Here is a 14,688-nt window from a genome sequence, read left to right as displayed (position 1 = left end):
GGCGGGTCAGCGCACCGCGCTGTCCTCTCCGGCGGCGCGGCGCGCGATCGGGGCGGGCGCGGTAGCGGCCGGAAGGTCGACCCGGAGCAAAGCGCCACCGCGTGCGGAGCGGGCGACGGCAGCCCGGCCACCGTGGGCGTCGACGACCCGCTGCACGATCGACAGCCCGAGACCGGATCCCGGCAACGCCCGGGCACTGTCGGCACGGTAGAACCGGTCGAACACCCGCGGTACGTCAGCGGCGTCGATGCCCGGCCCGGCGTCGTCGACCTCGAGCACCGCCGAGGCGCCCTCGGCATGGAGCCGGATCTGGACCGGCTGGTCGGCGGGAGACCACTTGCCGGCGTTGTCGATGAGGTTGAGCACCGCCCGCTGGAGCGCGGCGGGACGGCCGCTCACCCACACGGAGGTCACGTCGAGCGCGATCTCGATGTCGGGTACGCGGGAACGCGCCCGGGTCGCGGCGGCCACCACCACGTCGGCGAGGTCGAGCAGCTCGGTGTTTTCGTCGCTGACGTCACCGCGGGCCAGGTCGGTCAGTTCGGCGGCAAGGGTGCTCAACTCGGCCACCTGGGCACCGAGATCGTTGAGCAGCCGGGTCAGGCTCTCCGCCGGCAGTGCGCTGTCCAGCGTGCCGCGCCGATCGAGCCGGATCAGCAGCTCGACGTTGAGGCGCAGGCTGGTGAGCGGGGTCTTGAGCTCGTGGGCGGCGTCCTCGGCGAGCAGCCGCTGGGCCTGCCGGGAGTCCCGGAGCGCGGCGAGCATGTCATTGATCGACCGAATCAGCCGACGGATCTCCCCGCCGCCTTCATCCCGGATGTGGGCGTCGAGATCCCGGGTGTGCGCGACACGTTCCGCGGCGGCGGTCAGCCGGTCGATCGGTGCCAGTCCGGTCCGCGCCACGGTCCGCCCGACAAGGGCGCCGCCGACCACGCAGAGCAGCCCGATCAGCAGCATGCCGAACCCGAACTGGTTGACCGGGCTGTCGTCGACGACGCGGGCCACCTGGACCGCGCCGTCGCCCGCCCGGAGCGTGTAGATGAGGTAGCCCTCCTCATCGCTGTCGTTCGACTCCATCAGGTCGGCCAAGCCGCCCTGCGCCACGCGCCCGGCGGGCTCGCTGACCGGGGGCAGCGCGGGTTGGCCGGCCGGCGTCCGGGTCGAGCCGTCGGGCAGGATGACCCGCACCAGCGGACCGGATCCGGGATACGGCGGCAGCGGGACCTGCGCCAGACCGACGCGATCCGCGGTCGCCGCCAGGACACGGGAGTCGGCGCGCAGTTGATTCTCGGCGGTGTCCCGCAGCTGCCAGTCCAGCAGCTCACTGGATACCTGGAAGGCCATGAACACGCTGACGGCGATGGCCGTCGCCGCGATCACCGTCAGCCTGGCCCGCAGGGACCGCCGGCGCCACCATCGGGTCAGCCGGCCCGGTTCCCGGCCGGCGGACCTGCTCACGGAGGAGTCTCCCGCAACGTGTACCCCAGGCCGCGCAGCGTGTAGATCAATCGTGGCTCACCCTCGGCCTCCATCTTGCGGCGCAGGTAGCTCACATACACCTGGAGGTTGTTGGCGGTGGCGCTCATGTCGAAGCCCCAGATCGCCTCGAACAGCGCGTCGCGGGTCAACACCCGCGTCGCGTTGCGCAGGAGAACCTCAAGGAGGGAGAACTCGGTCCGGGTCAGGCGCAGCGGCCGCCCGCCCCGCCACGCCTCGAACCTGTCGGGATCGAGCCGGACATCGGCGAACGACAGGACCTGCGACTCGCCGTCGTCCGGCGTACGCCGGCGCAGCAGGGCCCGCACCCGAGCCAGCAACTCCTCGGTGGCGAACGGCTTGGGCAGGTAGTCGTCGGCGCCCGCGTCAAGTCCCGCGACCCGGTCGGAGACCTGGTCACGGGCGGTCAGCATCAGCACCGGCAGATCCCGACCCGCGGCCCGCAACCGCCGGCAGGTCTCCAACCCGCCGAGGCGGGGCATCATCACGTCGAGGATCAGCAGATCCAGCGTGTCACCGCCGGTCCCACCGACCTCGTCGAGCACGGCGAGACCGTTGGCGACGGTGCTGGTGTCGTAACCCTCGACCTGGAGCACCCGCTCGAGCGACTCACGGATGGCCGCGTCATCATCCGCGATCATGATCCGCACCCCGACCCGCCCCCTTCCAGTCGATGCCGTGCTGCTCATTGTCCGCGCCCAAGCTGAGACCAGGATTAGTGCGTTGCTGCGGACCGCGCGCCACGGATTCCTCAAGATTCACTTGACCGATCACGGTGGACGGTCACCCGGGATCGGCCGGCGTACCCGTCAACCATGATCCAGACTGGGCACGTAAGCGCACTGGCCATCACCCACGCGCACGAACCGCCCCTCAGACGGCACGCAGACATCGGAGCACCAGCAGAGCACCGGCCTCCCACATAAGAGTCAAGGCCGCCGCAACCAGCGTTTTCGCTGGTTGCGGCGTTGATTGTATGGCGCGCCCGAAGGGACTCGAACCCCTAACCTTCTGATCCGTAGCCGGAATCCGGCGAAACGCCCCAAAGCTGCCGTTCCTTCTATGACGTACTGTTTCAGCCACCGTCCGTCCAGACGGGTGGGGCGGTGCCATACCGGGCGACCATGGTGCGGACGGCTTCGTCCACAACCGCGGTCGTGCGGTCGGGGGTCACCGTCCAGTCCGGGAGCACGAGGCTCGGCCAGAGCAGGTAGTTGGAGATCATCCCGAGGAACTGCGTAGCGGCCATCTCCGGATCAGCCACGTCTGCGGCTCCCGCTTCGCGCTCGGTCACGAGGTAGATCCGGACGGACTCGAAGTACGGCAGTTTGCCGCGCGAGAAGTGCGCCTTGGCCAGTCCGGGAAAGCGTGGCAGTTCGGCGATGACGATGCGGAACAGGTCGGTCATCGCCGACTGGCTCAACAGCGTCGCGTAGCGCCGGCCGAGCACCGTCAGGCCGGCCGTCAGGTCACCGGCGGGTGGCACCTCGGCGACCTCGCTCTCGGCCCACGAGTCGATGACGATGGCATCGAACAGTGCCGCCTTGGTCGGAAACTGCTTGAACAGCGTCGCTTTCGAAACACCAGCACGGTCGGCAACACGCGCTAGTGATGCCCGGTCGTAGCCCAACTCGAGGAAAAGTTCAGTAGCGGCCTGCACGATGAGCGCGCGCTTCTCCTGCGCCACGCGCTGGTGATAGGCCGACGGCGCTGGGGTCATGCGCCCATCATAGCGAGGCGAGTGGGTTGACTCACCACTCCACCCGGGCGTACCTTCGGCAAGGCGAGTCATTCGACTCACCACGCGACCCTACGGGTTGTCGTCTCTCGCTCGTACTCGGAGGATCAGATGCCCCGCTTCACCAATCAGACCGTGCTCGTCACCGGCGGCACCGGTGGACAGGGAGCCAGCCACGTTCGCGCCTTGCACGCCGAAGGCGCCAACGTCGTCATCGGCGACATCGATGCCCAACGCGGCGCCGGCCTGGCTGCCGAACTGGGAGGCGGGGCGCGTTTCGTCGACCTCGACGTCTCCCGGGAGGAGTCGTGGGCCGCCGCCATCGCGGAGACCGAAAAGGCATTCGGTGCACTCAACATCCTGGTCAACAACGCCGGGGTGCAGAACCCGCCGGCCCTCATCGAGTCCACCCAGCGGACTACGTGGGCTCGCATCCTCGACGTCAACCTCACCGGCACCTTCCTCGGCATCAAGACAGCCGCACCGGCGCTGCGGCGCGCGGGGGGAGGCGCAATCGTCAACATCGCCTCCACCATGGGCATCGGCGGCACCGCCCTCTACGCGCCCTACGTCGCCAGCAAGTGGGCGGTCCGAGGGCTCACTCAGACCGCTGCCCTCGAGTTGGGCCGCGACAACATCCGCGTCAACGCCATCCACCCCGGCGTCGTCGCCACCCCCTTCATCACCGAGCCGGCCGCCGGCAGCCACGCCCCGATCGCCGACTTCTACTCGCCCGAGCCGTTCGCCGTCCCGCGACTCGGGCAGCCCGCCGACATCACTGCGCTGCTGCTGTTCCTGATCTCGCCCCACGCGGCCTTCATCACCGGCGCCGAATATGTCATCGACGGCGGACTGCTCCTCGGCCCCGCACTGCAAAGGGAAGCCGCATGAACCCCGCACACCGTGAGCGCCGCAGGCTTGACCCGCTGGCACACCTGCCGTACGAGATCCGGCGCGCCATCGAGATCACACCCGCAGCCGGAACCCGCGAACGAATCGTGGACATCACCACCACCGGTCGACGTACCGGACGACCCCGTCGCATCGAGATCTTCTTCTATCGCGCCAACGGCGCAACCTACCTGTGCAGCGGAGCGGGCGCCGGCCCGACCGACTGGTACGCGAACCTACGAGCCAACCCCACTTTCACCTTCCACCTCAAGAACGGCATCAGAGCGGACCTGCCGGCGCACGCGACCATCGTCACCGACCCCACGGAACGGGCCGCAGTCATCGCAGCCATCGTCGACGACCTCAACCAGCCCCACGACCCTGGCACCATCAGGCCGACCCGATTGCAGGACTGGTCCGCCGGCAGACTGATACGAATCGACTTCGACTGAGCCGCCGCGCTGATCCCTGTCCTCACCATGTGCTGACCCGACCCGGCGAAGATCACGAGCCGGAAAGAGGCCGCTCGGCTCCTGGCACGCCACGGACCGCCGCAGGTCATGGCGACCCTGCTCGTCACGTATCACCTCGGACGCGCACCGCGATCTACGCGCGGCGATCGTCGCCGCCGCCCGGCGGCGAATACAGGCCGAGGCGAGCTGGACCATCCTGCGAGCCGCGGTCGACGGTAGCCGGGAGGAACAGCGCGCCGTCCTGGACGCGTTCCCGGACACGATTCCGAACCGAAACCGCCCGGGCCTACGGCGCGCTCATCGGATCGAACTACACGTCGTTCCGCTTCTCCGAACGCTTGCCGGACAACGGGATCCTGCCCTCGATGGGCTACCTCAGACCGGACGAGTACGAGACCGCCTGGCACAGCCGCACTCATGGACGCCTGCCTACTCCCCGGTGCCGCGGCCGGCCACTTACTGGGCCGGGGGGCGGTTCAGTCAGCGGCGTTTGCCCAACCGGGCCTTGATTTCTCGCAACTTGCGCTGGTTTGACGGCTTGCCGACCTCTTGCCGGCCACGCTCCACCAACTGCCGCCCGCGTGGACTGCGCAGGAAATCCGTGACCCGTCGAATAAGGGCAGACATCTCAGGCTCCTCCAGAATCTCGTTCCTCATCGGTCATACCCAGCACGGCCGGGTACTACTCGCCTGCTCGCCTACGCCCCGTCCAAGGCCTTGGACGACGTCGGGCTGGAGCCGGTGCTGGGGCAGTCCACACGTAACGCCAGGGTGAAGCGTGGGAGCGACGATCCGCGCCTCTGCGACGCTCGCTTCCTCACTCACGGCGACTGGTACCGGTGCACCCCGGACGGGTCGCCCCTGGCGCCGAGGTGATCGCCGGGACTACCACATCACGGACGGCATGGGCACCTCTGTGCTGTGGGCGAACCAATCGCTCCATTTGCCGGCAGACGACGTGGTCGTCGCCCATCAGCATCATCTGCGGGGACGCCTTCCGGGTGAGAGCGCAGGGCAGCGTCCAGATCGTCCTGTGGGGCACCACCAAGAGCATCGCCGGCGAGCTGCCGGTCGCTCCTACCACCGGCGGGTGGCCGGCGCCCGGTGCACCCCGATATGCGCTCATAGCCCGGGTCACCACCGGCTCGATGTGGGTCGATAAGACCAGCCGGAGCCATGGGCCCAACTCCTGGTTCCCGGTCGGCACCGACAGCGAATTGCATGCTGTACTTGAGCAATGGCGACCCGATGCCGCAGCTGGTTCCTGCTCTCCTACGGACTCGCCCCGCGTCGGCCTCGCCGTCATCGCCCGCCACTGCCGCTCGCGCATGCCGTCCGGCCCGGTCGCGCGGATCGCAGGCCGGCCGGCGCGAGGCCCTGGTGGGCGACCTGCTCGCGCCGGCCGGGTCCGCCGCTTGCAGGTACCCCTACCTCGGCTGACAGCTGTCTTCGATTACTACCAGGTGGCGGTGGTCAGGGGAGAACCTCGAAGGTCCAGGCCTTGGCGCCGGAGGTGATGGTGGCGCCGTTGGAGGCGAGCTTTGCGGTGACTTCGAAGGTGACGGTGTAGGTGCCGGCGGCGTCGAAGCCCCAGTTGACGTGGGCGTGGGTGTTGCGGTTGACGTTGAGGCTGTCGGGCAGGCCGTTGCCGCTGTCGAACAGCACCGTCGGGGTGCCGCCGGAGACGGTGTAGACGCTGAATCCGGCCGGCCCGGTGACGTTTGTGAGCTTGAAGGTGACGCGGTTGTTCTGGAACACGCCGCTGGGCACCTCGGTGGTGTTCCAGCCGGCCCAGAGCAGTCCGGCGGTGTTGCTCTGGGGCAGCACCCAGGCCTGGCCGCCGGTGCCGAGGAACGACCAGGCGCTGCCGCCGGGCACGGTGAGCTTGGCCGTGGCGGGAACGCGTAGCACGACGTCGGCGGGGTTTCGTTCCACTGACGGGGTGACGGTGTCGTCGAGCAGGTTGACGGCCAGTGCGCCGCCGGCGTAGTCGACGTCGATGACGTCGACGTGGCCGCTGGAGAGCACGACCGGTGCTGCGGCGGCGGGGGTGGCGGTGCCGGCCAGCAGCGCTGCGGCCAGGGTGAGACCGACGAGGAATCGGCTGCGGATACGCACGGGAATCACGACCGCACCACGACGCGCAGGGTGGCGGGTTCGCTGGTGACCTGCTGGCCGGTGGCGGCGAGGGTGCCGGTGGCACGGAAGGTGATGCGGTAGGTGCCGGCGCAGTCGAAGGCCCAGTTGGCGTGCGTGTGGTCGCCGGCGGTCACCGCGATGGTGTCGGGCAGGCCGTCGCCGCTGTCGGCGAGGATGGTGGGCTGCCCGACGGCGTTCTCGGTGTAGATGGCGAGTTGGCCGGGTCCGCTGACCGACTGCAGTTTGAGAGCGAGGGCGTCGGCGGTGAAGGTGCCGGGCTCGACCTCCTCGGCGGCGATGCCGGGCCAGACGAGGTTGGTGTTCTGGATCTCGGGCAGGATCCACACCTTCGACACGCCGGGGGTGCCGAGGAATCCGAAGGCGGGGTCGTTGGGGACGGTGACCTTGGCCTGCCGCTTGACGACGATCTTGACCTCGCTGGCGGCGTACTCGACGTCGTTGTCCTCGTCGTGGACGCCGAGTTCCAGTTCGCCGGCCTCGTAGGCGATGTCGACCAGGTCGAGGTGCCCGGAGTTGAACGTCACTACGGATGCCTGCGCCGGTGGCGCTGCCGCGAGCAGCGCCGCGGTCACCGCTCCGGAGGCGAGTAGCAGGCGGATGGGCTTACGCACAGAGGAACTCCTTCCCGTGGTCCCCATTGGACCACAGCTATTAGTAACGATAGTCGTTTTCAATAAGACGGGGAAGGGTCGACCGGGAGCCGTTTCTCACCACCGGCCCACGGTCCTGGCCTACCGCAGCGACGCCGAGGGGTCCTGCGGGCGCGTGAGATCGGGCACCGACGAGGATCGGACGACGTCGGCGGATTCCCGCCCACGGCAACGACGCATCCGTTTGGTCAGCAGGCCGTGTCGTGGGGCGAGCAGCCAGGCGGCGAGGAAGATGGCGGTGGCGACCAGGACGATGGTGCCGCCGACGGGGGTGTCGTAGCTCCAGGACAGGTAGAGCCCGACGAGCGCCGAGGTGCCGCCGATTGTCGGGGCGAGCAGCATCATCACGCCGAGCCGGTCGGTGAGCAGGCGGGCCGCCGCAGCCGGGGTGATCAGCAGCGCGAGGACGAGGATGTTGCCGATGGTCTGCAGGGAGATGACCACGGCCAGGGTGACCAGGACGTAGAGCACGATGTCGAGCCAGAAGACCGGCAGCCCCATCGCGCGGGACATCTCCCGGTCCAGGCAGAGGGAGACGAATTCCTTGTGCAGGGCGAGCACCAGGCCGAGGATGACCAGGCCGGTGCCGCCGACGACGTAGAGGTCCCGGTCGGGAATGCCGGTGATCGAGCCGAACAGGAACTGTTGAAGTGACCCGGCGTATCCGGGGGCCTGCGAGATGATCACGATGCCGAGGGCGAACGCGCCGACCAGGAAGACCCCGATGATCGAGTCCTCCTTGACGCGCCGGTTCTGGGAGAAGATCGCGATCAGCAGTGCGGTGGCGACGCCGGCGACGGCGCCGCCGAGGACCAGGCTGCCCTGTAGGACGAAGGCGACCGCGATACCCGGGAAGACGGCGTGGGCCACGGCGTCGCCGATGAAGGCCATCCCACGGAGCACGACGTAGCAGCCGACGACACCGCAGACGATGCTGGACATCACCGCGATCGCCAGCGCCTTGGGCAGGAACGCGAGGTCGGGGTTGAACAGGTCGGTGAGGAAGTCGGTGATCGACATCAGGTCGCCCTCACGAGTTTCAGCAGGGGTGAGGTTTCGCTCACGCCGAAGGTCTTGGTCCACAGCTCGGCGTCCTGCAGGTCCGCAGGGTGCCCGTCGGCGATGATCCGGCCGTTGAGCAGGAGCAGTCGGGTGCAGGTGTCCACCGCGGCGACGAGGTCGTGGGTGGTCATCAGCACCGCGTGCCCCTCGCCGGCCAGGCTGGTGAACAGCCGGCCCAGCAGTTCCTGGGTGGGCATGTCCAGGCCGGTGAACGGCTCGTCGAGCAGCAGGATGCGCGGCGCGAGGGCGAGAGCCCGGGCGACCAGGACGCGTTGGCGTTGCCCACCGGACAGCTCACCGACCGGCCGCCGGCGCAGTTCGGTGAGCTGTACGCGGTCCAGGGCGTCGCCGACGGACCGCCAGTCCGACACACCGGGACGGCGGAGCAGCCCCATGCGGCCGGTCCGGCCGCTCATCACGGCCTGCTCCACGGAGATGGGAAAGTCCCAGGTGAACTCGTGACGCTGCGGGACGTAGCCGATCTCGGACCGGCCGGGACGCGACGGTCTGCCCTCCACCAGCACCCGACCGGCACGGGTGCTGGTCAGTGCCAGGATGGCGCGCAGCAGTGTGGTCTTTCCGGCGCCGTTGGGTCCGAGTAGTCCGACCAGCTCGCCGCGATCGAGGTGCAGCCGTACGTCCCGCAGGACCGCCCGGCCGCCGAGGTCCACGTCCAGCCCGTCGATCTCAAGTGCTCTCACCGTTGATCCTCCGGTGCGGCGATCGCGCGCTCCCGCTCGGCCCGTCGTCGGGCACCGCGTCCGCGCAACAGCAGAACGACCAGGCCGACAGCGAGCACGACGGCAGTCCCGGCCAGCACCGTGATCAGGGGCGTCTGGGAACCACCGGTCCGGTTGTCGGCTCCGACCGGTTCCTGGCCGGGCGGTTCCTGGCCAGCCGGTGCGGCGATGTCCGCGGTGGCGGCGAAGGCCTCGTCGGCGCTGGTGGCGTCTCCCACGGCGAAGCGCAGTGTCCGGGTCGCCGACACCTCCTCGCCGTTGACCAGGTCGGCTGACACCTGCACCGCGACGAGGTAGACACCCGGTGCGGAGAAGACCCAGTTGGCGTGGGTGTGGGTGTTGACCTCGACCCAGAAGGGCTGGGCCGTCGACTCGGCCGATCGCCAGAGCGGTTGCGGCGGTGCGAAGTTGCCCGACTGGAGGTAGGTCGTGAGGGTTCCTGGACCGCGCACGCCGAGCAGGGTCAGGGTGACCCCCCGGTCGATGGTCTGCATCACCCGGGGATCCTGGGTGTTCCAGCCGAGCCAGACGACATCCTGGACCTGGACCTGCGGCACCACGTACGCCTGCTGGCCGGCCTCGATGCCGAGGAAGGCGTACGCCGGGTCGTCGGGAACGGTCTGCTGCGCGGCGTCGGACACCCGCAGCAGCGTGTCGTCGGGGTCACGCCACACCGGTTGCGCCTGCGTGCCGTCGTGGATCAGCAGGGTCCACCTGTCGTCGACGTAGCGGGGACCGATGTCGATGTGTCCGGCGGACAGCTCCACCCGGCCGGTGGCGAGGGGCTGGTCGGCCGCGATCGACTGGCTGAGGTTCGGCGTCGGCTCGGCCGCCCGCGCCGGGGGTGGTGCCAGGACCTGTGCCGTCGCCAACACGATCGACGTCGCGAGCGCGCCGCGCAGGATGACTGTGGTAGCGCGGGTGCGGCGCGCCCGTCCTGCCATCACTGGTTCCTCCATCACTTGTTCGTGCTCAGGCAGTCGCGCAGCGATTCGGCGTTGAACCGCATCATCTCCGCGTAGGTGGTGACGTCGCGATCGAACGCGTCGCCGTAGATCGGGCACACCTGCAGGCCCTCCTCCCGGGCCACCTCGGTCAGGGTGGCGGACCGGGCGGCCAGGTTCGGCTCCAAAAAGACGGCGGGGATGTTCAGGTTGCGGATCGTCTCGGTGAGCCGGCGACGGTCGGCGAGGCTCGGCTCGGCGGCCGGGTTGGGTGTGACGAAGCCGGATATCTGGACGTCGTACGCCTTGCCCAGATAGCCGAAGGCGTCGTGCGTGGTGACCAGGTGCCGACGCGACGGCGGGATCTGCGCGATGGTGTCCCGGACGTACGTGTCGAGCTCCTCCAACTGCCGCAGGTAGGCCGAGGCGTTCGCGCGGTAGTCGGCGGCGCCCTCCGGGTCCACCCCGACCAGGGTGTCCCGGATCAGCTGCACGTAGGCGATGGCGTTGCGGACGTTCTGCCACAGGTGCGGGTCGATCTCCCCGTGCACGTGCTTGCCGAGAACCGCCTGCGGAAGCTGGTAGACCTGGGTTCCCGGCCGGCCGAGGAACCGGAACCGCCGGTCGCCGGGCACCTCCAGCAGCGCCTTGTTCGGCACCTCGATGACGGTGCGCGCCGGGTCGTGCACCCGTTGGGTCGCCTCGCCGCCGCCCTCCGGGTCGGCGAGCAGGTAGAGCCGCCGCTGGTCGAGGTCGACCGTGACGTCGGCGTGCCCACCGCTCAGTACCTCCGGCATGCCCGGCACCGAGTGCGGGTCCACCCCGACGGCGAAGGTGAACACCTGCTCGCCCATGGGCACGGGTGCCGACTGCGGGTCGACGGCCAGCCGTGCCTGCATCGTGAGCCGGTAGACACCCGGCTCGGTGAACGCCCAGCTCATGTGGGTGTGCGCGTCAGGTGGAAGCGTCGCGGTGTCGTCCCGGTAGCCGTTGGCGGGGTCGAACCCGTCGCCGGAGTCGACGTAGAACGACGGGTTGCCGAACGACTCGGTCAGGTACGCGAACATCCGACCGGGTCCGTCCGCGCGGGTCGCGCTGAGCAGCACCTCCGAGGACCGGTTCGCCCCCAGCGCCGCGCCGGTGCCGCGCACCCGCATGCCCAGCCAGATGGTGTCCAGCGACACGTCCTCGACCAGCGGAATGATGTCCGCCGCGTACTTCACCGCCCCTTCGGCCAGCGAGACGTTCGGTACGCCGTCACGCAGGTTGGCGTCGAGCGCCTTGATGACGGCCTGCTCCTCAAGGAGCAGGTAGTTGCTGAACGCCACGTCGGCGTAGACGACGTCGCGGATGTCCCGCAGCGACGGCTCGTAGCTGTGCGGGTCGGCACCGTCCGGCACCATCGAGGTGACCCGCACCCGGTCGCCGCCCACGTTGTGGGCCAGATCCCGCAGGATCCCGGTGGTCGTAATGACCTGCAGACGGTCGTCGTTCGCGCTCAACGCCACCTCCGACCGGCAGCCGCCGGCGAGCAACGCGGCCACCAGCGGCAGCACGACCAGCCGGCGCGCGCCGGCCCGGCGGCTGCCAGTCCTCGCCACCGCCGTCACCCGGTCTGGGTGGCGGAGCGGCGACGGACCAGCAGCAACAGCAGGGTTCCCACCGCGATGAGGACGACGCCGAGCGCCGCGGCCGTCAGCACCCAGCCGGCGCCGGTACGCGGCAGCGGGCCACCACCACCCTGATCCGAACCGTCGTCGCCGTTGCCACCACCGGTGGAGCCGGAGCCGAAGCCGGCGTTCGGGTCGGTGCTGTCGCCGACGGCGATCGTGAGCGTCTTCGTGTCGGTGACCGCCTTGCCGACGGTCGTGGTGCCGCTCATCTGCACCGCGAGGCGGTACAGACCAGGCTTACCGAACGCCCAGTTGCCGTGCGTGTGGGTGTTGAGCGGGATGTCCAGCTTCTGCGGGAACGGCTTGGTCGAGTCGAACAGCACGTCGGCCTTGCCGAACGAGCCGGTCAGGAACAGCGCGAACCGGCCGGGCCCGTTGACTCCCTTGAGCGTCCAGGTGACGTTGCCCTTGATTCCCGACACGACGGACGCGTGCTGGGTGTTCCAGCCCGGCCAGACGAGACCCGCCTGCTGGGTCTGCGGCAGCACCCACACGGTGTCGCCCGTCTTACCGAGGAAGTCCGCCCCGGCGGGCACCGTGATCTTCGCCTTGTCCTTGGCGTGCAGGACCACGTCGGCGGTCTCGCGCCAGACCGGTGGGCTGGTCCGGTCGTCCTTGATCCGGATCGTCCAGCTGTCCCCGGACAGGTTCGGGCCCATGTCGACGTGCCCGTCGGCGATCACCTGACGAGCACCGGCAGCGGCTTTCGCCGCCTGCGGCACGGCCGCCGCCTGCGGCGCGGCGGCGGGCTTCGGCGCGGCAGCCGGCTTCGGTACGGCGGCGGGTTTCGGCGCGGCGAACGCCTCGGCTGCCTCGGCGCGCGGTTGCGCCGCCTGCTTCATCGGTGCGGGCACCGCCGGCTCGGCCGGCTCGATCGCCGGTACGTGGACCCGGTAGGTCGCCTCGGCGCGCACCGTCGCACCCGAGCGCAGGGCGGCCGAGCCGGTCAGCGTGAACCGGTACTCGCCCGCCGCGTCGAAGGCCCACACCACGCCATCGGTACGGCTGCCCGCCGGCAGTTGCGTCGACCGCGGCAGGTCGGCACCGTTGCCGAACAGCGGGGTCGCCGCGCCGAGGCCGGCCAGGGTGTACGCGGTGAACGTCCCCGGCCCCTCGACCGAGCCCAGCGTCAGGGTCACCCGGTCGTCGACGACGACGCCAGGGCGTACCCCGGTGGTGTCCAGGGCCGGGAACCCGGTGTCCCCGGCGAACAGTGCCCACACGGCGTGGCCCGGCTTCCCGAGGAAGGCGAAGGCCGGTCCGGCCGGGACGCGGCCGGCCAGGCCGCCGTCCGGGCCGAGCACCACCTCGGCCGGGTCGCGCCCGACCGCCTGCTCGTCCCGGAAGCGCAGCGACATCGTGTCCCCGTCGAGCGCGACGGAGACCAGGTCGACGCCGGTCGAGACGACGGCGACCGGTTCCGCGGCGACTGGCGTCGCTGCGGAGGCCAGTGCCAGCACGACGGCGGCAAGGCTCGCGGCGCCGACGCGCATGCTTCTCGTCCTCATTTTGCGCTCCCCCAGGCGTAGCCGAGTCACTTCTCGTCCTTCCCCGTGTTTCCAGTGGCCAGAGGCCGGTTGTCGGAGCCCGTGCCGGAACGGTCGGCGTCCGGCATCGGCGGGTCGTCGGGTGCTGCTCCGCCGGTGGCCGCCGAGGGCTGCCGGCCGGCGGCTACTGGGATGTCCTGGCCATCCGGTGCCCGGCTGGCCTGCGCACGGCCCTCCTCCCGAGCGGCGGCCACCGCCCGCGCGAGCTGCGCCGCCCGGCGGCGCCGGGCCGCGACCAGTGCCCAGCCGGCGAGTGCCAGCATGGCCAGCAGGACCAACTGCGGCCAGGGCACCGCCCATACGACGGCCTGCGCCGGGTCGGCCCGCGGCGGCGGGTCGAGGACCCGATCCCCCACGGCGGCCGGCGTGACCGTCGCGTCCGCCGTCAGCCGGAACAGCGGCGCAACACCCGGCATGCGTACGGTGGTGGTCAGCTCGCCACCGGGCAGGATCTCCGGTAGGGCCACACCATCCACGGACCGCCTGGCCAGGCCGAACGGTCCGGCCACGCCGAGCACCGGCTGCCCGGAGAGCCGGACGTTGCCGGTGTTGCGGACGGTGAACGTGGCGGTGACCGTACCCCCGGCCAGCGGGTTGACCGAGCCGGTGTGCCGCACTCGCAGGTCTTCGACGGTGAGCGTCGGCTGTAGCTCACCGGTGACCCGCAGGTAGATGCGCGCGCCGACCCGGTGGTCGACGGCGACCTGGTTACCCCGCGCGTCGACGGCGGTGCCGGCCAGCGAGGCGACGATCCCTCCGGCGTGATCCCCGGGCGTGGCGTTGTCCGGAACGGTGAGCGTGAACGGTATGTCCAGCCGGGACGTCGACGGGATGGTCACCGTCTTGTTCGGCAGGCGTACCCACGAGCCCACGTCGGTGGGCTTCCGATCAGCGGCCAGCAGATCGAACCCGCCCTGCGTGGTGGTGACCGCGTCGCTGGCGTAGAGGCTCAGGGTGAGCGGACGGTTCGAGTGGTTCGTGACGCCGACGTAGTCGGTCAGGGTGGCACCCGGATCGAGCTTGTAACTGAACGCCGGCCGGCCGTTCGGCCCGCGCGCGCTCGACGGCGCCACGCCCCACGTCGCCGCGGCCGACGGCGGTGCCGGCGACGTCCCTTGCTGCGCCGGCGGGGTGGCTGGTGCGGGTGCGGCCAGCGCAGCGGCAGGTGGCGCGGGGACCACGCCGAGCAGAGCGATCCCGGCGGCGATGGTGGCGAGCAGGCGCATTGCGGGGACGATTCCGTTCCTGGGGTACGAGGGGAGGTGCGGGGCAGGCGGGTCGCGGCAACGACACGCCCACCCCGCGGTCGTCCG

At 70.3% G+C, this 14,688-nt stretch carries 14 protein-coding genes; 2 read left to right on the top strand and 12 right to left on the bottom strand.

Going from position 1 to position 14,688, the window contains the following annotated elements:
* Positions 1–6 precede the first annotated feature (6 nt).
* The 3 genes from O3597_RS26265 to O3597_RS26255 all read right to left on the bottom strand — a co-directional run bounded on the left by O3597_RS26265 (position 7) and on the right by O3597_RS26255 (position 3,217).
* The gene (locus O3597_RS26265) at positions 7–1,458 is read right to left on the bottom strand and encodes a HAMP domain-containing sensor histidine kinase (RefSeq protein WP_281602713.1); all 1,452 of its coding nucleotides are present in this window, start codon (positions 1,456–1,458) and stop codon (positions 7–9) included.
* A complete protein-coding gene (locus tag O3597_RS26260; protein ID WP_348650367.1) occupies positions 1,455–2,147 on the bottom strand; it encodes a response regulator transcription factor in 693 nt (230 codons plus the stop codon). The genes O3597_RS26265 and O3597_RS26260 overlap by 4 nt, the downstream gene beginning before the upstream one ends.
* Before the next feature lie 425 nt (positions 2,148–2,572).
* Entirely contained in the window at positions 2,573–3,217 is a 645-nt protein-coding gene (locus tag O3597_RS26255) for a TetR/AcrR family transcriptional regulator (protein WP_281602711.1), read from the bottom strand.
* Between the two features lie 129 nt (positions 3,218–3,346).
* On the opposite strand from O3597_RS26255, the gene O3597_RS26250 reads away from it, so the two are divergent.
* Both O3597_RS26250 and O3597_RS26245 read left to right on the top strand, forming a co-directional pair.
* A complete protein-coding gene (locus O3597_RS26250) occupies positions 3,347–4,126 on the top strand; it encodes a glucose 1-dehydrogenase (RefSeq protein WP_164449675.1) in 780 nt (259 codons plus the stop codon).
* The gene (locus tag O3597_RS26245; protein ID WP_281602710.1) at positions 4,123–4,578 is read left to right on the top strand and encodes a nitroreductase/quinone reductase family protein; all 456 of its coding nucleotides are present in this window, start codon (positions 4,123–4,125) and stop codon (positions 4,576–4,578) included. The genes O3597_RS26250 and O3597_RS26245 overlap by 4 nt, the downstream gene beginning before the upstream one ends.
* Before the next feature lie 501 nt (positions 4,579–5,079).
* Here the strand turns inward: O3597_RS26245 and O3597_RS26240 are convergent.
* The 9 genes from O3597_RS26240 to O3597_RS26200 form a co-directional block, all read right to left on the bottom strand.
* Positions 5,080–5,256 (bottom strand): hypothetical protein, encoded by a 177-nt coding sequence (locus O3597_RS26240; RefSeq protein WP_281602709.1) that lies wholly within the window; start codon positions 5,254–5,256, stop codon positions 5,080–5,082.
* Between the two features lie 816 nt (positions 5,257–6,072).
* Positions 6,073–6,726, bottom strand: coding sequence for a choice-of-anchor M domain-containing protein (locus tag O3597_RS26235; protein WP_164449677.1), 654 nt, complete (start codon positions 6,724–6,726; stop codon positions 6,073–6,075).
* Positions 6,723–7,370, bottom strand: a complete 648-nt coding sequence (locus O3597_RS26230) for a choice-of-anchor M domain-containing protein (RefSeq protein ID WP_281602708.1) — start codon at positions 7,368–7,370, stop codon at positions 6,723–6,725. Before O3597_RS26230 ends, O3597_RS26235 begins: the two co-directional genes overlap by 4 nt.
* Positions 7,371–7,490: 120 nt before the next feature.
* Positions 7,491–8,429 carry an anchored repeat-type ABC transporter permease subunit gene (locus tag O3597_RS26225; protein WP_164449679.1) on the bottom strand — a complete coding sequence of 313 codons (939 nt, stop codon included), beginning with the start codon at positions 8,427–8,429 and terminating at the stop codon, positions 7,491–7,493.
* Complete coding sequence (locus O3597_RS26220; protein WP_281602707.1) at positions 8,429–9,172, bottom strand: anchored repeat-type ABC transporter ATP-binding subunit; 744 nt, start codon at positions 9,170–9,172, stop codon at positions 8,429–8,431. The genes O3597_RS26225 and O3597_RS26220 overlap by 1 nt, the downstream gene beginning before the upstream one ends.
* On the bottom strand, positions 9,169–10,155 hold the full coding sequence (locus O3597_RS26215; protein ID WP_281602706.1) for a choice-of-anchor M domain-containing protein: 987 nt from the start codon (positions 10,153–10,155) through the stop codon (positions 9,169–9,171). Before O3597_RS26215 ends, O3597_RS26220 begins: the two co-directional genes overlap by 4 nt.
* A gap of 14 nt (positions 10,156–10,169) precedes the next feature.
* On the bottom strand, positions 10,170–11,765 hold the full coding sequence (locus O3597_RS26210; RefSeq protein WP_281602705.1) for an anchored repeat ABC transporter, substrate-binding protein: 1,596 nt from the start codon (positions 11,763–11,765) through the stop codon (positions 10,170–10,172).
* On the bottom strand, positions 11,762–13,336 hold the full coding sequence (locus O3597_RS26205) for a TIGR03773 family transporter-associated surface protein (RefSeq protein ID WP_281602704.1): 1,575 nt from the start codon (positions 13,334–13,336) through the stop codon (positions 11,762–11,764). The genes O3597_RS26210 and O3597_RS26205 overlap by 4 nt, the downstream gene beginning before the upstream one ends.
* Before the next feature lie 26 nt (positions 13,337–13,362).
* A complete protein-coding gene (locus O3597_RS26200) occupies positions 13,363–14,601 on the bottom strand; it encodes a DUF916 domain-containing protein (RefSeq protein WP_281602703.1) in 1,239 nt (412 codons plus the stop codon).
* Between the last annotated feature and the right edge of the window lie 87 nt (positions 14,602–14,688).

It is taken from the genome of Verrucosispora sp. WMMA2044 (genome assembly GCF_027497155.1).
Lineage (GTDB): Bacteria > Actinomycetota > Actinomycetes > Mycobacteriales > Micromonosporaceae > Micromonospora > Micromonospora palythoicola.
Note: the sequence above shows the minus strand (reverse complement) of the source record. Positions and strands in the feature narration are given on the sequence as shown.